This window comes from Streptomyces sp. NPDC055815 (assembly GCF_053616475.1).
On the sequence record NZ_JBSHDU010000022.1, the window covers coordinates 1 to 24,646 of the forward strand.

Here is a 24,646-nt window from a genome sequence, read left to right on the forward strand (position 1 = left end):
GGCACACGGGACGGCGCCCTCTCGCGGCGCCTCCGCGTTCCGCGCCCTGACCCGCACCCCTGTGCGCGGCGCGCATCCGGTGCGGGTCCAGGCTCGGGAGCCTCTGGCGCCGGCAAGGGCGCCGTTCCGTTGTGCCCACCCGTTCCGCCCCAGCGGAACGCATGCCCACAACGGGGGTTACCGGGCTCGGAGTAGGCCCGTCAGGGCTCGGGTGAAGACCAGGCGGTACGCCGGGGCCAGGAGGGCGTCCAGGGTCGCCGGTACGCCCCGTACCGAGAGGTCCTCCGTCCACAGGACCCGGGTGCCGCCCGCCGGCGTCCCCGTCACCTCCACCCGCGCCCACCCCCGTACCACCCGGCCCGACTTCTCCAGCCGGCAGACGCCGGGCCGGTCGCCCGTCGGGGGCGACCACTGGACGACCTCCATCGGGTCGTCGAAGGCGAGGCGGCCGAGGCCCGTGCGGGCGGTGAAGCGCGTGCCCGTCGCGTTCGGCCCCGGCGTCAGGACGATCGTCCGGGTCAGCGGCACCTGGCGCCCGTGCGCCGGCCAGTCCGTGAGCCGGCGCCACACCTCCTCCGGAGGCAGCGGCACCGTCCGCTCGATCCGGAAGAGGGTCACGCGGGCTCCTCGCCCGGCAGCACCAGACCCGGCAGGTGTTCCGCCACCTCCGCCCGTACGCCCTCCGGCAGGCCCCGGTCCGTCACCCAGGTGTCGACCTCGTCGAGGGAGGCGAAGGAACTCAGGCCCACCGTCCCCCACTTGGTGTGGTCCGCGACCACGACGACCCGCCGCGCCGAGCGCATCAGGCAGCTGTTCGTCTCGGCCTCCGCCAGGTTCGGCGTCGACAGGCCCGCCTCCACGGAGATGCCGTGCACGCCGAGGAACAGCAGGTCGAAGTGGAGCGAGCGGATCGCCCGGTCCGCCACGGGGCCGACGAGCGCGTCGGAGGGCGTGCGCACCCCGCCGGTCAGGACGACGGTCGCCGCCCCGCGACGCGCCTCGCCCCCGCCGCCGGTCTGCTGCGCCTCGTGGAAGACGTCGGCGACCCGCACCGAGTTGGTGACGACCGTCAGGTCCGGTACGTCCAGGAGGTGGCGGGCGAGTGCGTAGGTCGTCGTCCCGCCCGAGAGGGCGATGGCCGTGCCCGGTGCGACGAGGGCGGCCGCCGTGCGGGCGATCTCGTCCTTGGCGCTCGGTTCGAGCACCGACTTGGCCTCGAAGCCCGGCTCGTGGGTGCTCGCCTCGACCACCGGAACGGCCCCGCCGTGCACCTTCGCGACCATGCCCTGCCGGGCCAGCGCGTCCAGGTCGCGGCGGATCGTCATGTCCGAGACGTTCAGACGCCGGGTGAGTTCGTTGACCCGTACGCCGCCACGCCGCCGTACCTCGTCGAGGATCAGGGCACGCCGCTGCTCCGCGAGGAGGTTCTGGTTGTCAGTCACCGCCGGGGCCGGTCCTTCCGCAGGAGACAAGGGGATGAGTGTCGGATTCGGTGAGAGTCCGTGCGCGGTCGCACGGCCTTCCGCGATCCTGTTGCCGACGTGGCATCTTCCCACTCCGACAGGAGGTCCCCTCAGTGTCCCCTGCCACACCCGCCCCGGAGAGCGGGGGCGCGGCGCTCGAACTCCTCGTCCACGGAGTCGGCGGAGCCACCCCCGAGTCGATGCTCGACGACCCGCGGACCGTCCGGGTGACCGGCGACCGGACCGCCGCCGTGTTCCGGCGGGGCGAGGACCTCGACGCCGAGGACCATCCCGAGCGGTACGCGGCGCGTCCCGTCCCGGAGGCGTACTGCTGGTCCAATCTGACCTCCGGCGACGGCGCCCGCGCGCTGTGGCTGCTGCTCCTGCCCTTCATGGTGGCCAACCTGGCGCACTGGATGCGGCCGCCCGCCGAGGGCAGGCCGGGCCTGGTGCGGCTCTACGGGGTCCTGGTCCGGCTGGTCGCCCTCACCCTGACCGTCCTCCTCACCGCCGCCGCCTGCGAGGTCGCGCTCGATCTGACGGCCTGGCAGTGCGCCGCCACGCCGGCCTGCACCGACGCGTACTCCTGGCTGGGTTTCCTCTCCGAGGGCCGCGGCGGCTGGTGGTCGCTGCCCGGTCGCCGTCTCGCCCTCGCCGCGCTCGTGCCGACGGCGCTCGTCGGTCTGCTCTGGTACCTCTCCAACCGGACGTGGAGCGCGTACGAGGCGCAGCGCCCGCCCACCGGGTACGACGTCCCCGGCCCCGAGGCCCCGGCCGACACGGAGGCCGCGGACGCCGCCGACCCGGCCGGTCCGGTCGAGCTCCGCCCCGCGCTCGGCCGCCCCGGCTTCTGGTACGGCCGCCGGCTCGTCGCCCGGCTCCGGGCCGCCCACACCGCCGCCGGTTTCCTCACGGTCGCCGCCGCCCTCGTCACGGCCACCGCCCGCGAGGACGCCGACGCCCCCGCCCTCCGCACCGTCCTCGGCTGGGTGCTCCGGGCGGCCGTCGCCGTCCTCGCCGTGGTCGTGGTCTGGGTCGTCTGCCGGCGCGGCCGCAGCGAGCGCCGCCTCGACCTGCGGGTCGAACGGGCCCTCGTCTCCTGGCTTCCCGCCGCCGCCCTCGTCCTCCTCGTGCTCGCCGCCGTGCACGCCGGCTGGTCCCGCCCCCTCCGCCCCTCCTCCGGCACCCTCCCCGGCAACGCCGTCTTCGGCGCCCTCACCCTCGTCCAGGGCGGTCTCGTCGTCGCCCTCGGCGTCGTCGCCCTGCTCCTCCAGCGGCTCCGCAGGGACCCCCGGACCGCCCTGCGCGGACTCGGCGGGCCCGCCGTCGCGATGCTCGCCTGCGCGCTCGCCGGGGTGATGTCCGGGGGAGTGGCCCAGCGCGTCGCCGACTGGCTCGACGGCCCGGCCGGCCACGGCGACGTGCGCATCGGCCCGCCCGTGCTCCTCAGCTGGCAGGCCTCCGTCATCCCCGTCCTGCTCCTGCTGCTCCTCGTCCCCGCCGCGCTGCTCGTCGTACGGACGCTCCTCGACGCCCGGCGCCTGCGCTCCGCCGTCGAGGCCGACTACGACGCCGCCGACGAACGCGACCCGGTCCGTACGGGACAGATCGCGGCCGGCCGGGCCCGCGCCTCGCTCACCGACTCCGCGCCCGTCCTCGTCGGCGTCGTCTCCGGCGCGACCCTGCTCCTCGGGGCCGCTTCCGTGGCCGGCGCCTGGGCCAGCGGCAACGTCCCGGGCAGGGCCTTCGACGGGGCCCACCCCGCGATCGCCTCGCTCGCCTCCGCCACCCAGGCCCTCGGCTCCTGGATGATCGGCCTCGGTTTCCTGCTCTTCGTCACCTGGGGCCGCCGCGCCTACCGGGACGCCTCGGCCCGCCGGACCATCGGCATCCTCTGGGACGTCGGCACCTTCTGGCCCCGCGCCGCCCACCCGTTCGCCCCGCCCTGCTATGCCGAGCGCGCGGTCCCCGACCTGACCTGGCGGATGAGCTCCTGGACCGGCGGCACGGGCGGCCGGCTCGTCATCTCCGGGCACTCCCAGGGCAGCGTCCTCGCCGCGGCCGCCGTCTGGCAGCTGCAGCCCGTCACCCGCCGCCGGGTCGCCCTGCTCACCTACGGCTCACCCCTGGAGCGGCTCTACGGCCGCTGGTTCCCCGCCTACTTCGGCCCCGAGGCGCTGCGCGCCCTGAACCGTACGGTGCACTGCTGGAGCAACCTCCACCGCGCCACCGACCCCATCGGCGGCCCGGTCCGGGTGCCCGCCGAGGACGGCCGGCCGGCCGTCGACAGTGAGGTGCTGCTCGACCCCGTCGCGTACGGCCGCACCCGCGCGCATCCGCTGCCCGAACCGATCCTGGGCCACTCCGACTACCAGGCCGACCCGGCGTTCGCCCGCCACCGCTCGGAACTCCTCGACCGGCTCCCGCCCGCCCTGCCGCACCAGCGCGTGGCGAACGAGGCCGCCGATCAGGGCAGTTCGGGCAGGTCCTCCGGGTAGAGCAGGGTCAGGTCGTCCGTGCTCGCCTCGGTGAGCGCGGCGACCCGGCCCGCGTGCCGCTCCACCATCGACTCGAAGGTCTGCCGCGCCGTCCGGCCGTTGCCGAACGCCGGGCCCTTGGGGAGCTTCTCGAAGTACGTGAGCAGAGCCTCGTCCGTCCCCGGGGAGAGCCGGTACTCGTGCTCGTCCGCCTGCTGGCCGACGATCCGAAGCAGCTCCTCGGGCTCGTAGTCGCCGAAGGTGATGATCCGTGAGAAACGGGAGGCCACGCCCGGGTTGACGGTGAGGAAGCGCTCCATCTCCGCCGTGTACCCGGCGACGATGACCACCACCGCGTCCCGGTGGTCCTCCATCAGTTTCACCAGGGTGTCGATCGCCTCGCGGCCGAAGTCCCGCCCGGAGTCCTCCGGCGACAGCGCGTACGCCTCGTCGACGAAGAGGACCCCGCCGCGCGCCCGGTCGAAGGCCTCCTGCGTACGGATCGCGGTCGAGCCGATGTGCTCGCCGACCAGGTCCACGCGGGAGACCTCCACTAGGTGCCCGCGCTCCAGGACGCCCAGCGAGGCGAGGATCTCGCCGTACAGCCGGGCGACCGTCGTCTTGCCCGTGCCCGGGTTCCCGGTGAAGACGAGGTGGCGGCGGACCGAGGCCGCCTTGAGTCCGGCCTCCTGGCGCCTGCGCCCCACCTCGATCATGTTGGTGAGGGTCCGCACCTCCAGTTTGACGCTCTCCAGGCCCACCAGGGCGTCCAGTTCGCCGAGCACGTCCTGCGAGGAGCGGGTCTCCGGCGCGGGCTCGGGCGCGGCGGCCGGGGCCGCCGGGACGCGCGGCGCGGGCACCGTACCGAGCAGGCCCGCCGACTGCGTGGCCGTCAGGACCGTACCGCCGTCGGGTACGGAGGAGCGGACGGCGCTCTCGTCGCTGGTGCAGTCCTCCGCGCTCGCGCCCTCCTCCGGGAACTCGTAACCGCCGCGCGCGCACCGCTCGGTACGGCACTTGCGCAGGGTCGTGCGGCAGCCGTCCGTGACGTGGAAGCCGTATCCGCCGCTGCCGGTCACCCGGCAGCCGTGGAAGGAGCCGCGGCCCTCCGCCGACACGTAGAAGCCTGCCTCGGCGGGCGAGGTGACCGTGCACCGGTCGATCGTGGGGTCGGCGCCCTTGGTGACGATGACCCCGGTCTGCACGGAGTCGATCGTGCAGCCGCCGAGGGTGCCGCCGCTGCCGTGGTCGCGGAACCAGGCGCCGGTGGAGGCCTCCCGGATCCGGCAGTCGTCGAGCTGGGCCGTGGCCCCGTCGCTCACCGACACCGCCGTGTTCCGCACCTGCGTCAGATCGCTGTCGACGACGTCGACGCGCGAGCCCCGGTCGAGGACGAACAGCGCGTCCGGCACGTCGTGCACCCGGCAGGCGTCGAGGACGGCGGTCGCCCCGTCGCTGACCCACACGGCCGGGTAGTCGCCCGTACTGTCGTGGATCTCGCACTGGTTGGCGTCCACCCGCGTCCCCGGGTCCCACACCGAGAGGCCGTTGCGCCCGAAGCGGCGGACGGTGGACCGGGTCAGGGTGAGGACCGAGCGCGAGCGCAGGTCGACCGCGTTCTCCGGGACGTCGTGGATGTCGCAGTCGGAGAGCGTGAGCACCGCGTCCGTGTCGAGGGTGATGCCGTCGGCCGAGGTGCGGTGCACCGAGGAGTCGGTGAGGTGCGCGGCGGCGCGGGCGGCGATCTGCAGACCGGCGCCCTTGATCTCGTACACCTCGCAGCCGACGCCCTCCAGGCCGCTGCCCTCGCCGGTCACGGCGATCCCGGCGCCGGAGGCGTGGTGCACCCGGCAGCGCTCGAGCCGCGGATGGGCCCCGCCGCGCACCGAGACGCCCGCCTGCCCGGCGGAGACCACCTCGCACTCCTCGAACACGCCGCCCGCGCCGTCGAGCACGGCGATGCCGACCCCGGCGGGATTGTCGACCGTGCAGCGGCGGACCGTGGGCCGGGCGGCGCCCCGTACCTCGATCCCGGCGGCGGAGCGGGTCATGATCCGCAGGTCGAGCAGTTCGGGCGTGCCGTCCTCGACGAGCAGCGCGGGCGCGGCGACGTCCTGCCCCTCGATGTGCAGGTCCTGCACGGTGACGGAGGCGCGGAGGGTCAGCGGCACCCCGTCCGGGGGCGCGATCCGCACCGAGCCGATCCCGCCCTCGGGGCCGCGCAGGGTGACGGCCCGCCGGACCACGAGGTTCTCCCGGTAGGTGCCGGGCGCGACGGTGAGCACGTCCCCGTCTCCGGCGGCCTCCAGGGCGGCGGCGAGAGAGGGGTACTCACCCGTGCGGCGCCGCCACCGCGATGTGCCGGTGTGCGTCACCTGGACCGTGCCCTGTGCCATGGGTGTGTCCTGCCCCCGCCTCATGCCTCGCCGCTGATCCGATGCCCCACCGTAGCGCGCGCGGCGCCGCCGGGTTGACGGGTCGCCGACCCGTGCCCCCACAGACGCCCGACGGCCCTCGGGCACGTGTCACCGCCGGTCCGGGGCGGTCGGGTTCGGTCGCCGAGTGATCGAACCCGAACCCGGGCGGGGGTCGGTGCGGGGCTCAGCTTCCCGTGCCCGTACGGCCCCAGTCGGGGCCCGCCGCCGCCCACGCGCGGTCGAGGCGGGCGTACCGCCCCAGCTCCAGTCTGCGGACCGCGAGGCGGCGGACGAGCTCCACCAGGAGACCGCTGAGGAGCGCGGCCGTCAGGCCGGCGATGATCGCGTGCGCACGCGCCGTCCCGGTCTGCATCGGCGGCTGCACGGGGTGTCCGTCCGGGTCCGTCCAGAGCCGGAAGGCGGCGCCGGGCGCGGAGTGCTGCCGGGCCGTCGACACCGTCCCCGTACGGATCGAGCCGTCCGGCGCCGTCCAGCGGGCCACGACGGAGCGCCGCAGCCGCTCCTCCCCGGCGGTCTCGACGGACCGGGGGCCGCTGACGGGTCCGTCGGCGAGCCGCACCACCCGGGCCGTCGTCGGCAGCCGCTGCTCCTGCTGCGTGCGGACCGCGCGCGACAGCGAGCCGTAGGCGGAGGTGCCGGCCGCCCAGCCGGTCAGCGGCACCGCGAGACAGAGCAGCACGGCCGCCGCGAAGGCGACCCACGCCTCGACGAGATCAGTGGTCCGGCGCAGGGGATTGTGCCGCCAGCGCCAGAGTCCGGTGGCTGCACGCACGTGTGGACCCCCTCGTTGTTCACCGCTCTTCCAACGAGTGTGCCCCGGTGCCTGGTTCCCCGCCTGTCGGACGGGGAAAGGTGAGGCGAACCCCCCGGCGCCGCCGTCCTCAGTCCAGGATCTTCACGGCGTCGCCGACCCGGACGGTTCCGGTGTGCTCGGGGACGAGGTTCTGGCCGAAGATGAGGCGGCCGTCGTTCTTGCGGTGCCGGCCGAGGGTCCGCAGGGGCTCCTTGCCGCGCTCGCCGGTGAGCTGGTCGGTCGTGGTGACGACGCAGCGCCCGCAGGGCCGCGGGACCCGGAAGGTGACCTCTCCGACGGCGAGCCGCGTCCAGCCGTCCTCCGCCCAGGGCGCGGTGCCCTCGATGACCAGGTTCGGCCGGAACCGGTTCATCGGAAGGGGGCCCTCGTCGGCGTGGTCGCCCTGGGCGATCAGGGAGTTGAGGGCGTCGAGCGAGGAGACGGTGGTGACGAGCAGCGGATAGCCGTCCGCGAAGCTCACCGTCTCGCCGGGCAGCGCGTAGTCGGGGTCGACCGGCCGCCGGTGCTCGGGCGCGTCCATGTGCACGAGCCGTACGTCGCTCTCCAGGTACGCGGAGAACCAGGCGGCGGCGGCGTCGCCGGCCGGGACCGCCTCCACGTGGTCGCCGAAGATCTCGACCGTGATGGTGGTCGAGGGGTGCGGGACCTCGACCTCCAGCGTCGGCCGGCCCGGGGCGGACAGGGAGATCCCGCCGCCCGGCAGCGGTTCCGCCGTGGCCAACGCCATCCGGGGGTGACGGCGTTGGGTCACGACCTCGTTCGTGGCGTCGACGACGGTCCACCGGCGGTCCGCGGCGAGCCCCCAGGGCTGCACCTCGGCCTCCGTGCGGGTCAGCGCGCGCATGGCCTTCACCGGGTGGATGTGGACGGAGCGGAGCACAGGAGTCTGCATGGCTTCATCCTGCCAGCCGTACCGGCCCCGGCGGAGGCTGGGTGCGAGGCCGGTCAGTAACCCCCGCCCTGGTAGGGGCGGTTGTACGGGTCGTCGTACGGCGCGGGGGCGGGGACCGGCGCGGGCCGCGGGGCAGCCGGGCGCATCGCCTCGTAGCCGGCGGCGGCCGGGCGGGGCTGCTGCGGGTACTGGCCGCCCGGGTAGCCGCGCGGCGCCACCGGCTGCTGCGGGATGTACGGGGCCGGGGCGGCCTGCAGCGGGACGGGGGCCATCTGCGGTGCGGGCTGCGGGTAGCCGTACCCGCCGCCGTAGGCGGGGGCGGGCTGCGGGCTGGGCGCCGCCGGGAGGGCGGGCAGTGCCGCGGGGAGCGCCGGCAGGTAGGAGCCGCTCGCGGGGAAGCTGCTGCCCGTGTCGTAGGCGGCGGGCACTCGGATCGGGGCGATCTGAGGCGTGCCCCGCTCCGCGACCAGGGAGTCGTAGATCGGGGTGTCCGGGAAGGACGGCGCGGTGTGGAAACCGCCTCCATAGGTGGAGCGGGGGGAGGTCATGGCACATAAGTTAAGCCCACGATGTGCTGGTTGGGGAGCCCCCATCTTCGGGTCATCCGTTTTACGCTGTTTTTCACGCCCTGACCTGCCAAAACATTGTTAAAGACTGCGTTAACGGAGGGGGCTTTTTCCTCCGGTCGAGGGACATCTGTCAACGCCGACGCAGGTGGCGGACTTTCGATCTTGAGCGTCTGAAACTCAGGATTATCGAGCTATTACCGACCGTAACTGCGCTCCGGTGTGTTGCGGATTCCTGTGGTCGTCATGTCGGCGCGTATCGAGACCTTGTCCTTCTTGTGAAACCGCGGGCGGCAAATCAGGCATCAGGGGGCGAACCCGCTTTTGTGTCACGTGACATGTGCGCGACGGGCTGAGAGCGTCCGTGCCCATCAAGGCAGTCCTCCTTGAACGGGTGGGCGGCGATCCCGTCCAACTCCCCATGACTCTCCGGAGAAACCACATGTCCTCGCTCTCCCCCCTCGGCGGCCGAGCACGCCGTCTCGCCCTCACGTCCGGCGCCGCCGTCCTCACCGGCACCCTGATCGCCGCCGGGGCCACCACCGCTTCGGCGGGCGCCGCACCGGAGCACACCGACGCCACCTCCGTCGCGGCCACCGCCTCCGCGCTCGGCCTCGGCGTGAAGGAGAAGCTGGTCGTCAAGGACGTCGTCGAGGACGCCGACGGCACTGTCCACACCCGCTACGAGCGCACCTACGCCGGTCTGCCCGTCCTCGGCGGCGACCTCGTCGTCCACCGCGCCGCCGACGGCGCCGTCAAGGACGTCACCAAGGCCGTCAAGGCGGCCATCCAGGTCGCCTCGCTCACCCCGAAGCAGACCCCGACCACCGCCAAGTCCGCGGCGGTCAAGGCCGCCAAGGCCGCGCGGACCACGGGCGCCGCGGCCGGCGACGCTCCCCGCAAGGTGATCTGGGCCGCCGACGGCAAGGCCGTCCTCGCCTACGAGACCCTCGTCAGCGGCACCCAGGACGACGGCGTCACCCCGAGCCTGCTGCGCGTCGTCACCGACGCCGACACCGGCAGGAAGCTGTACGAGCAGCAGCTGATCGACGACATAGCCGGCGGCATCACCGCCCAGGGCGGCTCCGCGGCCGCCAGGCCGGGCAGCCCCCAGGCCGGCGCGACCGGCACCGGCGTCAGCCAGTACAGCGGCACCGTCGGCCTCAACACCACCACGTCGTCGAAGGGCTTCGACCTCGTCGACAGCGAGCGCGGCGGATCCAGCACCGTCGACCTCCAGCACCGCACGGGCGGCAAGGGCGTCCTCTTCACCGACGCCGACAACGCATGGGGCGACGGCACCCCCGGCCACAACCAGACGGCCGCCGTGGACGCCGCCTACGGCGCCGCCAAGACCTGGGACTTCTACAAGGACGTCCTGCACCGCAACGGCATCAAGAACGACGGCCGCGCCCCGGTCTCCCGTGTCCACTACGGCAACGCCTACCAGAACGCCTTCTGGGACGACCGGTCCTTCGCCATCACGTACGGGGACGGCGCGAACAACCAGCACCCGCTGACCCAGCTCGACGTCGCCGGCCACGAGTTCAGCCACGGCGTCACCTCCGCCACCGCGAACCTGCAGTACTCCGGCGAGTCCGGCGGCCTCAACGAGGCCACCTCGGACATCTTCGGCACCGCCGTCGAGTGGAACGCGAACAACGCCCAGGACCCGGGCGACTACCTGCTCGGCGAGAAGATCGACATCTTCGGCAACGGCAAGCCGCTGCGCTACCAGGACCAGCCCAGCAAGGACGGCCGCGGTTCGGCCGACTACTGGAGCGCCGGCGTCGGCAGCCTCAACGTGCACTACTCCTCGGGCGTCGCCAACCACTTCTTCTACCTGCTGTCCGAGGGCAGTGGCGCGAAGGACATCAACGGCGTGCACTACGACAGCCCGACCGTCGACGGCTCCACGGTCACCGGCATCGGCCGCGACAAGGCGGTACAGGTCTGGTACAAGGCGCTGACCGCGTACTTCACCTCGACCACCGACTACCACGGCGCCCGCGAGGGCACCCTGAAGGCGGCCATCGACCTCTACGGCGCGGGCAGCGCCGAGGTGCGGGCCGTGGACGCCGCCTGGGCGGCGGTGAACGTCAAGGCCTGACCCGTACGGCAGTGAACGAGGGTACGCACGGGGCGGTGTCCGCGGTGCCGGGCACCGCCCCCGCGTGCTCACCGGGCACGGGCGACGCCGGTGTGGCGCCCGGCGAGCACCGCGAGCGCCGACGCCAGTAGGAAGGCCACCGCCGCGACGACCGCCGACACGTGCAGCCCGCCGACCGGGCCGCCCGTCGCGCCGGTGAGCGTGCCGAAGAGCGCCACGCCCATCGCGCTGCCCACCTGGCGCGACACGTGGAACACCGCCGACGCCGTACCGGCCTTGTCCGCGGGGCTCGCCTCCATGACGGTCACGGTGGCCGCCACCACCGTGACCGGAGTCGCGAGACCCGTCGCCATGAGCGCGAACAGCAGCACCGGGTAGGGGGTGTCGGGGCCGGCCGCCAGCCAGCCCAGGAAACCGGCGCTCCCGAGGAGCAGCGCCCCGGCCATCGGCACGTACGGACCGCTCCGGGCGGTCAGACGGCTCGACAGCGGCGCCGCGAGGAAACCCATGCAGACCGAAGGCAGCAGGGCGAACCCGGTGCCCAGCGCGCCGAGTTGACGCTCCTCCTGGAAGTACAGGGTGACGACGAACAGCAGCCCGTAGTAGCCGAAGCTCAGCAGCAGACCGATGAGGTTCGTCGCCGTGAGCGCGGCCTCGCGGAAGAGCGACGGTGGCAGCAGCGGTCGCCTGCCCTCCGGCCGTACCGCCGCCCGCTTCTCCAGGCGCAGTTCGACGGCGACGAAGGCGGCCAGGCACACCACGCCGCCCGCGCACGGCAGCAGCACCTCGGGGGAGGACCAGCCCGCGGACCCCGCCTCGTTGAGCGCACCGGCCACGCCGAGCAGCCCGAGCACGCCGAGCAGCAGACCGGCCGGATCCGACCGGCCCGGCCGGGCCCGCGGACCCGGGGCGGGGACGTGGCGCAGGGTCAGCAGCACCGCCGCCGCGGCCACGGGAAGGTTCACCCAGAACACCGCACGCCAGCCGAAGCCAGCGACCAGCAGCCCGCCGACCGCGGGCCCGGCACCGAAGGCGACCGCCGAGACCAGCCCCCAGAGGCCGACCGCACGGGCACGCCGGTCCCGGTCGGGGTAGGCCGCCCGCAGCAGGGCGAGGGACGCGGGAACCAGCAGCGCGGCCCCCGCGCCCTGGACCAGCCGGGCCGCGATCAGGACCGCCGCCGAGGGGGCGAGGGCGCAACCCGCCGACGCCGCCGCGAAGATGCCGAGCCCGGTGAGGAACACCGCCCTGTGCCCGAAGCGGTCACCGAGTCCACCGCCGACCAGCAGCAGTCCCGCGAAGAAGGCGCTGTAACCGTCGACGATCCACTGCAGGTCCGACGGGCCGGCGTCGAGCGAACGCCGCACGGCGGGCACGGCCACGTTCACGACCGTGACGTCGAGCATGACGAGGAAGTATCCGAGGCTCAACGCGACGAGCGGCGGCAGCGACAGGGAAGGACGGCCCGACGGTGGGCCGGAGGTCGCGGCGGGGGAGAGCGAGGGGTCGGTGGACGTCATGCGAGCCAGTCTCACGGCGCAACACTTCGCTGCCCGTCGAAGTGTCCCCGGCCTAAGCTCGGCGCATGGCAAGGACGACGACCGGCAGGCGCCCGGACCAGGTACACCACCAGCCCGACATCGCCCGGGCCGCGCAGCTGATCGCCGATCCCTCCCGCGCCCGGATGCTGAAGGCGCTCGGCGACGGCCGCGCCCTGGCCGCCGGCCTGCTCGCCGCCGAGGCGGGGGTGAGCGCCGCGACCGCGAGCGCCCATCTGGGCAAGCTCGTCGAGGCGCGCCTTGTCACCATGGAGAGCTCGGGCCGGTGCCGCTACTACCGCCTGGCCCACCCCGACGTCAGCCTCGCCCTGGAGGCGCTGGCCGTCATCGCGCCGCCCCTCCCGGTCACCTCGCTGCGCGCGAGCAGCACCGCCGGCGCCCTGCGCCGCTCCCGTACCTGCTACGACCATCTCGCCGGCCGGCTCGGCGTGGACCTCCTCGACTCCCTGGTGAAGGGCGGCCTGCTCGCCGGACACGACGGCAGCCACCGCCCCGAGGAGTCGGTGCGCGACGGCGCGTCCGGATACGGACACGACGTCGACTACCGCCTGACCGGCACGGGCCGGGAATCGCTGGCCCGGTTCGGCGTCGCCCTGGACCGGCTGCCGGCCCGCCGCCCCCTCGTCCGCTACTGCGTCGACTGGAGCGAGCAGCGGCACCACCTCGCGGGCGCGGTGGGCGCGGCGCTCACCGCGCGGCTCTTCGAACTGCGCTGGCTGCGGTACGGCTCCAGCCCCCGGGTCGTCCACGTGACCGAGGCCGGCACCGAGGGCCTGGCCGGCACCTTCGGCCTGCGGCCGGTGGACTGACCCGGGGTCACCGGGCTACTTCCGCCAGCCCACGGTCTCCGGCAGGGGCGTGGCGAAGATGGTGGCGCCGACGTTGGCCAGGCCGTTCCTGACACCGTAGATGGACGGGCCGCTGAACAGGGGCAGGTAGCCGTACTGCGCCAGGGCCTTGCGCTCGACGGCGTTGGCCTCGGCCGTCTGCCGGGCGGGGTCGGCGATCTCCGAGACGGCGTGGATCTCCTTGTCGAGCGCGGGACTTCCGATGCTCACGAGGTTGGAGGCGCTGTCGGTGCAGTAGAACTCGCACAGGTACCGGGTGCCGAACGGGTCGGGGGCCCGGTTGCCGACGAGGAAGAGGTCGAAGCTGCGGTCGGTGAGGATCTTGGCGAAGTCGGCCTCGGTGGAGTTCTTGAGGCCGACCTGGATGCCGACCGGCTTGAGCATCTGCACGAGGGCGCCCGCGGTGGCCTTCTCCAGCGGGTCGTCGCCGCGCAGGGTGTAGGTGACGGCGAGCTTCTTGCCGTCCTTCTCGCGGATGCCGTCGGCGCCGGGCTTCCAGCCCGCGGCTTCCAGCGTCTTCTTCGCGCTCTCCGGGTCGTGCTTGATCACGGCGCCGACGTTGTCGGAGTAGCCCTTCTGGAAGCTGAAGAGCAGCAGGGAGCCGGGCAGGGGCTCGCTGTAGTCGCCCAGGCCCTGGAACTGGATCTTGGCGATCTGGGTCCGGTCGATGCTCTCCAGGAGCGCCTTGCGCACCTGGACGTCCTGCAGGTTGGGCGACTTGGCGTTGACGTAGAAGGAGTACGCGAACGGGCTGCCGCCCTGGCGGATCTCGGTGCCCTGGACGCCGGAGAGGCGCTTCAGGCCCTCGGCGTCGCCGGCGGAGGAGTAGTCGATCTGGCCGTTCTTGAAGGCGTTGGCCGCGGCGTCCGACTCCAGGTTGACGTAGACGCGCCGGTCGAGCCTGCCCTTCTTGCCCCACCACTTGGGGTTGCGTACGAAGGTGAGGTCGCCGCCCTCGGGGTCGAACGTGCCGACGGTGTACGGGCCGGCGCCCCACTCGGGGTGGACCTTCTTGACGTAGGCGTCGTTGAAGCCGGCCAGGGTGGCGGCCTTGGGGTGCAGGAACGTGGTGAACAGGCTCGACCACCAGGGGGCGGCGCCCTTGAAGTCGATGACCGCCTGCTTGTCGTCCTTGCCGCGCGTGACCGAGGTGATGTGGCTGTAGCCCTCGGTGTCGGTGGCGTTGTACTTCTTGTCCGCGCCGTTGTTGGCCTGCCAGGTCGCCTTGACGGCCGTCCAGTCGATGGGGGTGCCGTCGTTGTAGGTGGCCTTGGGGTTGAGGGTGAGGACCACCCGCTGGTTCCCGCCGTCGGCGCTGACCTTCACGTCGCTGAGGTAGTCCGGGTTGTACTGCGCCTCACCGGTGGGGGAGTACGTGATGACGTCCGGGTTGTACCAGAACCAGACGCGCTTGGCGGTGAGCGTGGCGTTGGCGTTGAAGGGGTTGCCCTGGTCGTCGATGGTGCCGGCGGTGGTGTAGGTGCCGCCGTCCTTGAGGTTTTCGTAGGGCTGGGGGTTGTAGTCGACCTGGGCCGAGGCCGCGGCGGGGGTCGCGCCCTTCCCGGAGGCCTCGCCGGCGCCCGGTGTGCCGGGGCCGGAGGCGCTGCAGGCCGCGACGGCGAGAGCGAGGGCCGCGGTGACGGCGGCTGCGGGGACGGCGATTCTCGATCGCATGGCGGAGTGGATCCTCATTCCTTCATGGGGTGCGGCGGCACCAGGGGGTGCGGTGCCGGCGTGTGGGGCCCGACGTCTGCGGGTGGGGCCGGGGCTCGTGGCCCGGAGCCCGGGATCGGGGTCAGCGGGCGTGACAGGCGTGGCGGTGGCCGGTGCCGGGTGCCGCCGGGCCCAGGGCGGGCCGCTGCGTACGGCATCGCTCCCGCAGTCCCTCGTCGCCGAGCGACCGGTACAGCGGGCAGCGGTCGACGAAGACGCAGCCCCGCGGGAGGTCCGTCGCGCTCGGCTGTTCGCCTTCGAGCACGATCCGCTCGCGGGAGCGCTCGTGCCGGGGGTCGGGTACCGGGATCGCCGAGAGGAGGGCCTCGGTGTACGGGTGCCGGGGGTTCTCGAAGATCGCCTCGGTGCTGCCGGTCTCGACGAGGTGACCGAGGTACATGACCGCGATGCGGTCGGCGAAGTGGCGCATCACGGCCAGGTCGTGCGCGACGACCAGGTACGCGAGGCCGAGTTCGCGCTTGAGCCGGGCGAGCAGGTTGACGACGCCCGCCTGCACGGACACGTCGAGGGCCGAGACCGGCTCGTCCAGGACGACGATCCGGGGCTGGGTCGCCAGGGCGCGGGCGATGCCGACGCGCTGGCGCTGCCCTCCGGAGAGCGCCCCGGGGAAACGGTCCGCCACCGAGGCGTCGAGGCCGACCATGCCGAGGAGTTCCGTCACCCGGGCCCGGATCGCCGGCCCGTCGACACCGACCGCCCGCAGGGGTTCGGCGAGCAGCCGGGAGACGGGGAGCCGCGGGTCGAGGGAGCCCATCGGGTCCTGCATGACGATCTGCACCGCGCCGCGGAGCTCCCGCAGCCGCTCGGCGGCGGCGGAGCCGGAGCCGAGGCCCGCGACGTCCGTGCCGGCGACCTCGATCCGGCCGCTCTCCGGCGGCCTGAGCCGCAGGATCTCGAGGAGCGTGGTGGTCTTGCCGCTGCCGGACTCGCCCACCAGGCCCAGGGTCTCGCCGGCCCGCAGGTCGAATCCGACGTCACTGACCGCGTGGAGGGTGCCGACGCGGCGCCTGAGGAACGCGCCCTTCGTGACGGGGAAGGTCTTGCCCAGCCCCGACACCCGCAGCACCACCTCGCCCGGGCCGGTGCCCTCCGGGGCCTCCGGCCCCCGCGGTGCCGGGAAGAGCGCGTCCACCGCGAGCCGGCCGTCGGCGATCTCGTCGGCGCGCAGGCAGGCGACCTCCCCGTGCCCGGCGACGGGCACCGCCTCGGGCTCCTCCGTACGGCAGCGGTCGAGCACGGCGGGGCACCGGTCCGCGAAGGGGCATCCGGCGGGCAGCGACACCAGGGACGGGGGTTCGCCCCCGATCGGCACCAGGGGGCGGTCCTTCGGGGCGTCGGGGCGGGGCACCGCGCCGAGCAGGCCGATCGTGTACGGCATGGTGGGCCGCCGGAACAGCGCCTCGGCGCCCGCCTGTTCGACGATCCGCCCGGCGTACATCACGGCGACGTCATCGGCGTACCCGGCGACGACACCGAGGTCGTGCGTGATCAGCACGACCGCCGCGCCGGTCTCGGTCTGCGCGGTCCGCAGCACGTCCAGGATCTGGGCCTGGACGGTCACGTCGAGGGCGGTGGTGGGCTCGTCGGCCACGATGACCGACGGTGAGTTCGCCATGGCCAGGGCGATGACGACGCGCTGACGCATGCCTCCGGAGAACTCGTGCGGGAACGACCGTGCCCTGCGCCGCGGTTCGGGGATGCCGACCAGGTCGAGGAGTTCGACCGCGCGGTTCCACGCCGTCTGCTTCGTGAGGTCCTGGTGCACGCGCAGCGCGTCGGAGAGCAGCCGGCCGACCGAGTGGATCGGGGTCAGCGCGGACAGCGGGTCCTGGAAGACCATGCCGATGTCCTTGCCCCGTATCCGGGACAGTTGCCTGTCGTCCAGGCCGACCAGGTCGCGGCCGCCGAGCAGCACCTGGCCCGACACGCGTGCGGTGGGCGGCAGCAGCCCCATGACGCCCATCGCGGTCGCGGACTTGCCCGACCCGGACTCGCCGACGATGCCCAGGGTCCGGCCCGGCAGCAGGTCGAAGTCGACCCCGCGCACCGCCTCGACGGGTCCCGCCTCGGACGGGAAGGAGATCCGCAGGTCCCGCACGGACAGGACGGGGGCCGGCCCGGCGCCGCACGAGGGCGACTGGGGAACGGGCAGGAGGGTGAACGTCATCGTGCGCCTCCCGAGGCCGCCGATACCGAGGTGGGGTCGAGGGCGTCGCGCAGCCCGTCGCCGACGAGCGTCATCGACACGGTGAGCAGGACGACGAGGCCGGCCGGGAACGCGAACAGCCACGGGGCGCTGGTGATGGTGCCGGAGCCGTCGGCGAGCATGGTGCCCAGCGACACGTCGGGGGTCTGGACGCCGAAGCCGAGGAACGACAGGGCCGTCTCGCTGAGCACGGTGGCGACGATCCCGAGGGTCAGGTTGACCACGAGCAGGGAGCCCAGGTTGGGGATGATGTGCCGCAGCACGATCCGCCACGGCCGTACGCCCATGAACTCGGCGGCGAGGACGTAGTCGCGTTCGCGCAGCGACGTGGACAGTGACCAGACGACGCGGGCGGTGGTCATCCAGCCGAAGACGGTGAGCACGAGGATCAGCGCCTGCCAGTCGCCGGCGAGACGGTGCGAGACCAGGGCGAGGATCAGGAACGACGGGATCACGAGCAGGAAGTGGATGACCGCCAGGGTCAGCTTCTCCACCCTGCCGCCGAGGTACGCGGCGCCCGCGCCGATCACCGCGGCGAGCGCGATCGTCAGGACCGACACGCTGACCGCGATGACCAGCGAACGCCGCAGGCCGTGCACCGCCTCGGCGTACACGTCGTTCCCGCCCTGATTGGTACCGAACCAGTGGGCCGCGCTCGGCGGCTGGGTGAGCGCGGTGAAGTCCGCGTCGGTGTACGCGAAGGGCGAGAGCAGCCCGCCGAGGACACCGAACAGCACCAGGAGCACGAAGAGCGCCACGCCGAGCAGGGCCCCGCGATTCCGGCCGAAGCGCCGCAGGTACAGCGTCATGTCAGCTCACCCGCACCCGTGGGTCGAGGAGGACGACGGCGATGTCGGCGAGGATCGCGCCGATCGCGGTCATGGCGGCGCCGAACGCCGCGACCGCGACGGTGCCGTGCACGTCGTTCTTGCCGATGGTCTGGATGAAGTACTGGCCCATGCCGTTCCAGCCGAAGACGGTCTCCGTGATGACCGCGCCCGTGAAGACGGCGGGGATGCCGAAGGCCACGGAGGTGGCGGTCGGGATCAGCGAGGCGCGCAGCGCGTGGCGGCGGATCGCCTGGGCGCGGGTCAGTCCGGTGGCGCGCGCGGTGCGCACGTAGTCCGAGCCGATGGCGTCGAGCAGCAGGGTGCGCTGGGTCAGGTGATGGCCCACATAGCCCAGGAGGGTCAGGCTCACCGTCGGCAGGACGAGGTGCTGCACCCGGTCCACCACCGTCGGCAGGAGGCCCTCGACGGCCGGGGACTTCTCCCCGGCGACGTACAGGAAGCGCATTCCCAGGCTCTGGTTGAGCCAGATCCCGACGAGGACCACGGCCAGCGCGGCGACGGCGGTGGGGATGTTGAACAGGAAGACCGACAGCAGCTGGGTGATCCGGTCCCACCAGCCGTACTGCCGGGACGCCGTGGACACGCTCAGCGCGACACCGAGGAGCACCGACAGGAGCGTGGCGGTGGTGACCAGCTGGGCGCTGACCAGCACCCGGAAGCCGATCTCGCCGTTCACCGAGGCCCCGACGGGGGACCTCCCCCAGTCGAAGTGGAGCACCACGTCGCCGAACCAGTGCCACCACCGCTCCACCAGCGGCACCCGTGGGTCGAGGTTGTAGGGCGCCAGGGCCTGGTCGATCTGCGCCTCGGTGCGGACCGGGCGGGTGTCCTTGTACGTGGACCTCGGGTCGAGGAACCAGGCGGCCAGCACGTACGTGACGTTGGTGGCGACCACGATCATGGCGAGCCAGCCGGCCGTCTTGCGCATCAGGTGGCGGAGCATGACCCCGCCTTCCCGTGCGCCGCTGCGAGGGACGCGGAACGAGGTGCGGCGGGGTGGGCCGTACGCAGGGCCGGCGGGGGTGTGCCGGTTATGGACATGCGGGACGTGCTTTCTGAGGGGCGGAAACGCGCAGCCGGTCAGGCGATGCTGTGCTCGCGATGCGGTGCCGGGGTCCACCTGCCTCCGAATCAGAGGGAGTGGGACCTAGCGACGAGTCATTCTGTGGTCATGATCCGCACCACTGGAAGCATTCGCAGGTGGCTGACATGTGATTGCAAGGCGCGCTTCACAAACGCCCGATGGGCGTGGGGGAGGACCCCGGCCGGTACCCCGGAGGCTCACGCGGACGGGGCCCCCGGAGGGTTACGCGGACGGGGCCCCGGAGGGTTACGCGGACGGGGCCCCCGGGGCGGGCGTCGCGCCGCCGACGCGGCGGGTCAGGTCCCGGGCCGTCTGCGCCACGTGCCCCGCGATCCGCCGCCGCTCCTCCTCGTCGACGGCCGCGTCGGAGAAGGTGACCGAGACCCCGGCGATCGGATGCGCGTGATGGTCGAGGACCGGCGCGGCGATCGAGGAGAGGCCCGGCGTCACCTCGCCCTCCTCCGTCGCGTACCCGCGCCGCCGCGCCTGGGTCAGCAGCGCGCGCAGCGCCGTCAGCGTCGCGGGACCGGCGCCGTGCCGCTGCACGAACGCCGACCGGTCGGGGAAGATCGCCCGCACCTGCGCGGGCGGCAGCAGGGCGAGCACGGCCCGGCCGCTCGCCGTCAGATGGGCCGGCAGCCGGACCCCGACCTCGCTGACCAGCGGCGGGCGGCCCGGGGCGCGTTCCTCGATGACGTAGATGACCTCACGGCCGTGCAGGACCGCGAGGTTCGCGTTGTGCCCGGTGCGGTCCACGAGCGAGGCGAGCGGGGCCCGCGCGAGCCGCTGGAACGGCGCCTGGCGCTCGTACCCGGAGGCCAGCTCGAAGGCGCTGACGCCGAGCCCGTAACGCCTCTCCTCCGGCAGATGGACCACGAAGCCGTCCGCCGCCAGGGTGTCGAGCAGGTGGTACGTCGTCGAGCGCGGCAGCCCCACGTCACGGCTGATGGCGGCCGCCGGGACGGGCGCGGCCTGACGGGACAGATAGCGCAGGACGGCCAGCACCTGCGCGGCGGCAGGGACGATGCTCATGGGGCCGAGAGTAGACCAGACGGACCCCGGACCCTCTGTCTGGGATCCCAGACCCAATGTCTGGGATCCCAGACCCGATGTCTTGGATCCCAGACAAGAGCTGCGCCACATGGCTCGCGGACCCCTTCCCGCCTGCGGCTTCATAGGGGCATGAACGTTGTTGTTGGTGTCGGTGCCCTCTCCGCCGACGAAGTCGTGTCCGTTGCCCGCCTCGGCGCCCAGGTGTCCCTCGCGCCCGAGGCGCTCCAGGAGATCGCCCGCAGTCGCGAGGTCGTCAAGGCCCTCGCCGACGACGCCAAGCCCCACTACGGCGTCTCCACCGGCTTCGGCGCCCTGGCCACCCGCCACATCCCCACCGAGCTGCGCGCCCAGCTCCAGCGCAGCCTCGTACGCTCGCACGCCGCGGGCTCGGGCCCCGAGGTCGAGCGCGAGGTCGTCCGCGCCCTGATGCTGCTGCGCCTGTCCACCCTCGCCACCGGCCGCACCGGCGTCCGCACCGAGACCGCCGAGGCGTACGCCGCCCTCCTGAACGCCGGCATCACCCCGGTCGTCCACGAGTACGGCTCGCTCGGCTGCTCCGGCGACCTCGCCCCCCTCGCGCACTGCGCGCTCGCCGTCATGGGCGAAGGCGTCGTCCGCACCGCCGACGGCGAGCGCAAGCCCGCCGCCGAGGCCCTCGCCGAGGCCGGCATCACCCCGGTCGTCCTGGAGGAGAAGGAGGGCCTCGCCCTCATCAACGGCACGGACGGCATGCTGGGCATGCTCGTCCTCGCCGCCCACGACCTGCGCCGCCTGCTGCGCACCGCCGACATCGCCGCCGCCATGAGCGTCGAGGGCCAGCTCGGCACCGACGCGGTCTTCGCCGCCGACCTGCAGGCCATGCGCCCGCACCCCGGCCAGGGCGACAGCGCGGGCAACCTGCGCTCCCTGCTCGCCGACTCGGCGATCATCGCCAGCCACGCGGGCCCGGACTGCACCTACGTCCAGGACGCCTACTCGCTGCGCTGCACGCCGCAGGTCCACGGCACCGCCCGCGACACCCTCGGCCACGCCGAGCTCGTCGCCTCCCGCGAGCTCGCCAGCGCCGTCGACAACCCGGTCGTCACCCTCGACGGCCGCGTCGAGAGCAACGGCAACTTCCACGGCGCCCCCGTCGCCGCCGTGCTCGACTTCCTCGCCATCACCGTCGCCGACGTCGCCTCGATCTCCGAGCGCCGCACCGACCGGTTCCTCGACCCGGCCCGCAACCGCGGTCTGAACGCCTTCCTCGCCGACGACCCGGGCGTCGACTCCGGCCACATGATCGCCCAGTACACGCAGGCCGCGATCGTCTCCGAGCTCAAGCGGCTCGCCACCCCGGCCTCCGTCGACTCGATCCCCTCCAGCGCCATGCAGGAGGACCACGTGTCCATGGGCTGGGCGGCCGCCCGCAAGCTGCGCCGCGCCATCGACGGCCTCGGCCGCGTCCTCGCCGTCGAGCTCTACACCGCCGCCCGCGCCCTCGACCTGCGCGCCCCGCTGACCCCCGCCCCGGCCACCGCCGCGGTGCGCGACGGCCTGCGCGCGACCGTCGAAGGCCCCGGCACCGACCGCTGGCTCGCCCCCGAGATCGAGGAGGCCGTCCAGTACGTGGCCTCCGGCCGCGCCCTGGCCGCCGCCGAGTCCGTGACCGGCGCCCTGGTCTGACCGGGACGCAGTCCCCGACACCTTCCGGGTCCCGCGGGACCCGGAAGGTGCGGCAGGCCGCTGCCGCGCTCGACCCGCCACCCCCGCCCTCCCCGTCCGCGGCGGGCCGGGCAGCCCCCAGAAGGAGCCGTTCCCCCGGTGAATGACCTGCCGACCGCCACGGTGCACAACAGCGTCGGGCAACTGCGCGCCGACGCCTGGAGCTCACTGACGGACCTCACCCACCGCCTCGCCGCACAGGGCGCGGACGGCCGCCCGGGCCCGGGCCCCACCGCGCGCATCGAGGAACTCCTCCGCCTCCTGGCGCCCGTCGAGCGCTGCTGGGCCTTCCCCGGCACGGCCGGACTGACGGAACTCCGCGGGCTGTACGCGCAGCGGGACCATCGGCAACTCGCCCGGCGCACCGAGGAGTTCTACCGCGACCTGGCAGGACACCGGCACCACGGCACCGCCCCGCACACCGCCGCCGCTCCCGACGACACGACGGCCGGCGTGCACCTCCCGCCCGCAGCCTCCACCCCGTACTTCGAGGTCCTCGTCGTCGGCGACCTGGACGCCGCCGAGGAACAGGAGCTGCGCGGCGAACTGCGCCGACTGCGCCGCCCCGAGGACGAGTTCGCGTACGAGATCGTCGTCGCCCCCAGCTTCGAGGACGCGGTCATCACGTCCCTCGTCAACTCCGGGCTCCAGGCCGTCGTCATCCGCGACCGGTTCACCGACCGCTCCCGCCACGACCTCAGCGTCGTCCGCCGCTTCTTCGACGAGACCGCCGACCACTCCGGCACCCCCGGGGACAGTGGCGAACGGATCCGCGCCCTCGGCGACCGACTCCTCGCCCTGCGCCCCGAACTCGACCTCTACCTCGTGTCCGAACGGGCCGTCGAGTCCACGGCGGGCCGCATCGGCCGCCGCTTCCGGCGCGTCTTCCACGCCCGCGAAGGCCTCCTCGAACTGCACCTGTCGATCCTGAACGGCATCACCGAACGCCACCGCGCCCCGTTCTTCACCGCGCTGCGCGCCCACAGCCGCAAGCCCACCGGCGTCTTCCACGCCCTGCCCGTCTCCCGCGGCGCCTCGGTGCTCAACTCGCCCTGGATCCCGGAGATCGCCGACTTCTACGGGCTGAACATCTTCCTCGCCGAGACCTCCGCCACCTCCGGCGGCCTGGACTCCCTGCTCGCCCCCACCGGCCCGCTGCGCGAGGCCCAGGACCTGGCCGCGGAGGCCTTCGGCGCCCGCCGGACGTACTTCGTCACCAACGGCACGTCCACCGCCAACAAGATCGTCGTGCAGGCGCTCGTACGCCCCGGCGACATCGTGCTGGTGGACCGCAACTGCCACAAGTCCCACCACTACGGCCTCGTCCTCGCCGGCGCCCATGTCGTCTACCTCGACGCCTATCCCCTCGACGAGTACGGCATGTACGGGGCCGTGCCGGTGGAGGAGATCAAGCGGAAGCTGCTGATGCTCAAGCACGAGGGCGTCCTGCACCGCGTCAAGCTCCTCATGCTCACCAACTGCACCTTCGACGGCATCGTCTACAACCCGTCGCGCGTCATGGAGGAGTGCCTGGCCCTCAAGCCGGACCTGGCGTTCCTGTGGGACGAGGCCTGGTTCGCCTTCGCCCGCTTCCACCCCGTCTACCGCCGGCGCACCGCCATGGCCGCGGCCCGCGCCCTCACCGAGCGCTACCGCGACCCCGAGTACGCCGACACGTACGCGGCCCACCGCGCGGGCCTCGGCGACGACCCCGACGACGAGACCCTCGCCACCACCCGGCTGATGCCCGATCCGGAGAAGGTCCGCGTCCGCGTCTACGCCACGCAGTCCACGCACAAGACGCTCACGTCGATGCGCCAGGGCTCCATGGTCCACGTCTTCGACCAGGACTTCCGCCACAAGGTCGCCGAGGTGTTCCACGAGGCGTACATGACGCACACCTCGACCTCGCCCAACTACCAGATACTCGCCTCGATGGACCTCGGCCGCCGGCAGGCCGTCTTCGAGGGCTTCGCCCTCGTGCAGAAGCAGCTCGAACAGGCCGGTGTGCTCCGCGACGCGGTCGCCCAGCACCCGCTGCTCAACCGCTACCTGCGCATCCTCACCACGCCGGAACTCATCCCGCACCGCTTCCGCCCCTCCGGCATCGAACAGCCCCTGCGCACCGGCCTCGCCCGGATGGAACGGGCCTGGGAGGAGGACGAGTTCGTCCTCGACCCGACCCGCGCCACCCTGCACATCGGGCTCACCGGCATCGACGGGGACACGTTCAAGCACGATCTCCTGATGGACCGGCACGGCATCCAGGTCAACAAGACGACCCGCAACACGCTGCTGTTCATGACGAACATCGGCACCACCCGGAGCTCCGTCGCCTACCTGATCGAGGTACTCGTCCGGATCGCCGAGGACCTGGAGGAACGCATCGGCGAGATGAGCCCGCACGACCGGGCCGCCCACGACAGCGCCGCCACCGGACTCGGCGCAGGCTCCGCCGCCCTGCCGGACTTCAGCGCGTTCCACCCGGCGTTCCGGCCGAGCCCGCGCACCCCCGAGGGCGACATGCGCGCGGCGTTCTTCCTCGCCTACGACGACACCGAGTGCGAGCACCTCTCGATGGACGCCCTCAACGACGCCATGGCGCAGGGCCGCACGGTCGTCTCGGCCACGTTCGTCACCCCGTACCCGCCCGGCTTCCCCGTGCTCGTCCCGGGTCAGGTCGTCAGCAAGGACGTCCTGACCTACATGGCGGCTCTCGACACCCGCGAGATCCACGGATACGACCCCGCCGTCGGGTACCGGGTCTTCACCGAGAGCGCCCTGGAGACACGCCACACCGCCGAGCGCTAGCCGGCCCGACCCACGCCACCTCCTCCCCGCCCGCGG

The 24,646-nt window shown here is 73.3% G+C and carries 17 protein-coding genes; 5 read left to right on the plus strand and 12 right to left on the minus strand.

Annotation, left to right across the window (positions count from 1 at the left end):
* Positions 1–177 precede the first annotated feature (177 nt).
* A complete protein-coding gene (locus tag ACWGN5_RS16375) occupies positions 178–618 on the minus strand; it encodes an SRPBCC family protein (RefSeq protein WP_453515420.1) in 441 nt (146 codons plus the stop codon).
* Positions 615–1,442, minus strand: coding sequence for a DeoR/GlpR family DNA-binding transcription regulator (locus ACWGN5_RS16380; protein ID WP_453515421.1), 828 nt, complete (start codon positions 1,440–1,442; stop codon positions 615–617). Before ACWGN5_RS16380 ends, ACWGN5_RS16375 begins: the two co-directional genes overlap by 4 nt.
* A gap of 134 nt (positions 1,443–1,576) precedes the next feature.
* Between ACWGN5_RS16380 and ACWGN5_RS16385 the strand changes: the two genes are divergently transcribed.
* Entirely contained in the window at positions 1,577–3,961 is a 2,385-nt protein-coding gene (locus ACWGN5_RS16385; protein ID WP_453515424.1) for a hypothetical protein, read from the plus strand.
* Here the strand turns inward: ACWGN5_RS16385 and ACWGN5_RS16390 are convergent.
* The 4 genes from ACWGN5_RS16390 to ACWGN5_RS16405 form a co-directional block, all read right to left on the minus strand.
* On the minus strand, positions 3,931–6,336 hold the full coding sequence (locus ACWGN5_RS16390; protein WP_453515425.1) for a right-handed parallel beta-helix repeat-containing protein: 2,406 nt from the start codon (positions 6,334–6,336) through the stop codon (positions 3,931–3,933). The two genes, ACWGN5_RS16385 and ACWGN5_RS16390, sit on opposite strands and share 31 nt — an antisense overlap.
* 205 nt (positions 6,337–6,541) lie before the next feature.
* Positions 6,542–7,150: an Rv1733c family protein gene (locus tag ACWGN5_RS16395; RefSeq protein ID WP_453515426.1), complete on the minus strand. Its 609-nt coding sequence runs from the start codon at positions 7,148–7,150 to the stop codon at positions 6,542–6,544.
* Positions 7,151–7,259: 109 nt separating this feature from the next.
* Complete coding sequence (locus tag ACWGN5_RS16400; RefSeq protein ID WP_453515427.1) at positions 7,260–8,084, minus strand: MOSC domain-containing protein; 825 nt, start codon at positions 8,082–8,084, stop codon at positions 7,260–7,262.
* A gap of 53 nt (positions 8,085–8,137) precedes the next feature.
* Positions 8,138–8,632, minus strand: coding sequence for a DUF6643 family protein (locus ACWGN5_RS16405; RefSeq protein ID WP_369142772.1), 495 nt, complete (start codon positions 8,630–8,632; stop codon positions 8,138–8,140).
* Between the two features lie 460 nt (positions 8,633–9,092).
* Here ACWGN5_RS16405 and ACWGN5_RS16410 point away from each other — a divergent pair, with 460 nt between their 5' ends.
* The gene (locus ACWGN5_RS16410; RefSeq protein WP_453515429.1) at positions 9,093–10,760 is read left to right on the plus strand and encodes a M4 family metallopeptidase; all 1,668 of its coding nucleotides are present in this window, start codon (positions 9,093–9,095) and stop codon (positions 10,758–10,760) included.
* 68 nt (positions 10,761–10,828) lie between these two features.
* Here the strand turns inward: ACWGN5_RS16410 and ACWGN5_RS16415 are convergent, their stop codons facing one another.
* Complete coding sequence (locus ACWGN5_RS16415) at positions 10,829–12,280, minus strand: MFS transporter (RefSeq protein ID WP_453515431.1); 1,452 nt, start codon at positions 12,278–12,280, stop codon at positions 10,829–10,831.
* Between the two features lie 65 nt (positions 12,281–12,345).
* On the opposite strand from ACWGN5_RS16415, the gene ACWGN5_RS16420 reads away from it, so the two are divergent.
* Positions 12,346–13,128 carry an ArsR/SmtB family transcription factor gene (locus ACWGN5_RS16420; protein WP_453515433.1) on the plus strand — a complete coding sequence of 261 codons (783 nt, stop codon included), beginning with the start codon at positions 12,346–12,348 and terminating at the stop codon, positions 13,126–13,128.
* 15 nt (positions 13,129–13,143) lie between these two features.
* Here the strand turns inward: ACWGN5_RS16420 and ACWGN5_RS16425 are convergent, their stop codons facing one another.
* From ACWGN5_RS16425 to ACWGN5_RS16445, 5 genes are all read right to left on the minus strand, one after another.
* The gene (locus ACWGN5_RS16425) at positions 13,144–14,841 is read right to left on the minus strand and encodes an ABC transporter family substrate-binding protein (RefSeq protein ID WP_453515435.1); all 1,698 of its coding nucleotides are present in this window, start codon (positions 14,839–14,841) and stop codon (positions 13,144–13,146) included.
* A 121-nt stretch (positions 14,842–14,962) separates the two neighbouring features.
* Complete coding sequence (locus tag ACWGN5_RS16430; RefSeq protein ID WP_453515437.1) at positions 14,963–17,068, minus strand: dipeptide ABC transporter ATP-binding protein; 2,106 nt, start codon at positions 17,066–17,068, stop codon at positions 14,963–14,965.
* Entirely contained in the window at positions 17,065–17,916 is an 852-nt protein-coding gene (locus ACWGN5_RS16435; protein WP_453515440.1) for an ABC transporter permease, read from the minus strand. The genes ACWGN5_RS16430 and ACWGN5_RS16435 overlap by 4 nt, the downstream gene beginning before the upstream one ends.
* A 1-nt stretch (position 17,917) precedes the next feature.
* A complete protein-coding gene (locus ACWGN5_RS16440; RefSeq protein ID WP_453515442.1) occupies positions 17,918–18,901 on the minus strand; it encodes an ABC transporter permease in 984 nt (327 codons plus the stop codon).
* 387 nt (positions 18,902–19,288) lie between these two features.
* A complete protein-coding gene (locus ACWGN5_RS16445; RefSeq protein ID WP_453515445.1) occupies positions 19,289–20,074 on the minus strand; it encodes an IclR family transcriptional regulator in 786 nt (261 codons plus the stop codon).
* A 150-nt stretch (positions 20,075–20,224) separates the two neighbouring features.
* On the opposite strand from ACWGN5_RS16445, the gene hutH reads away from it, so the two are divergent.
* Together hutH and ACWGN5_RS16455 are read left to right on the plus strand one after the other, a co-directional pair.
* On the plus strand, positions 20,225–21,760 hold the full coding sequence (hutH, locus tag ACWGN5_RS16450) for a histidine ammonia-lyase (protein ID WP_453515446.1): 1,536 nt from the start codon (positions 20,225–20,227) through the stop codon (positions 21,758–21,760).
* A 138-nt stretch (positions 21,761–21,898) separates the two neighbouring features.
* Complete coding sequence (locus ACWGN5_RS16455) at positions 21,899–24,610, plus strand: aminotransferase class I/II-fold pyridoxal phosphate-dependent enzyme (protein ID WP_453515448.1); 2,712 nt, start codon at positions 21,899–21,901, stop codon at positions 24,608–24,610.
* The last annotated feature ends 36 nt before the right edge of the window (positions 24,611–24,646 follow it).

Excerpts from the sequence above, each read along its gene's own strand:
- ACWGN5_RS16390 (WP_453515425.1), bottom strand. The coding sequence starts at position 6,336 with ATGGCACAGGGCACGGTCCAGGTGACGCACACCGGCACATCGCGGTGG.
- ACWGN5_RS16400 (WP_453515427.1), bottom strand. The coding sequence starts at position 8,084 with ATGCAGACTCCTGTGCTCCGCTCCGTCCACATCCACCCGGTGAAGGCC.
- ACWGN5_RS16405 (WP_369142772.1), bottom strand. The coding sequence starts at position 8,632 with ATGACCTCCCCCCGCTCCACCTATGGAGGCGGTTTCCACACCGCGCCG.
- ACWGN5_RS16410 (WP_453515429.1), top strand. The coding sequence starts at position 9,093 with ATGTCCTCGCTCTCCCCCCTCGGCGGCCGAGCACGCCGTCTCGCCCTC.
- ACWGN5_RS16415 (WP_453515431.1), bottom strand. The coding sequence starts at position 12,280 with ATGACGTCCACCGACCCCTCGCTCTCCCCCGCCGCGACCTCCGGCCCA.
- ACWGN5_RS16420 (WP_453515433.1), top strand. The coding sequence starts at position 12,346 with ATGGCAAGGACGACGACCGGCAGGCGCCCGGACCAGGTACACCACCAG.
- ACWGN5_RS16425 (WP_453515435.1), bottom strand. The coding sequence starts at position 14,841 with ATGCGATCGAGAATCGCCGTCCCCGCAGCCGCCGTCACCGCGGCCCTC.
- ACWGN5_RS16430 (WP_453515437.1), bottom strand. The coding sequence starts at position 17,068 with ATGACGTTCACCCTCCTGCCCGTTCCCCAGTCGCCCTCGTGCGGCGCC.
- ACWGN5_RS16435 (WP_453515440.1), bottom strand. The coding sequence starts at position 17,916 with ATGACGCTGTACCTGCGGCGCTTCGGCCGGAATCGCGGGGCCCTGCTC.
- ACWGN5_RS16440 (WP_453515442.1), bottom strand. The coding sequence starts at position 18,901 with ATGCTCCGCCACCTGATGCGCAAGACGGCCGGCTGGCTCGCCATGATC.
- ACWGN5_RS16445 (WP_453515445.1), bottom strand. The coding sequence starts at position 20,074 with ATGAGCATCGTCCCTGCCGCCGCGCAGGTGCTGGCCGTCCTGCGCTAT.
- hutH (WP_453515446.1), top strand. The coding sequence starts at position 20,225 with ATGAACGTTGTTGTTGGTGTCGGTGCCCTCTCCGCCGACGAAGTCGTG.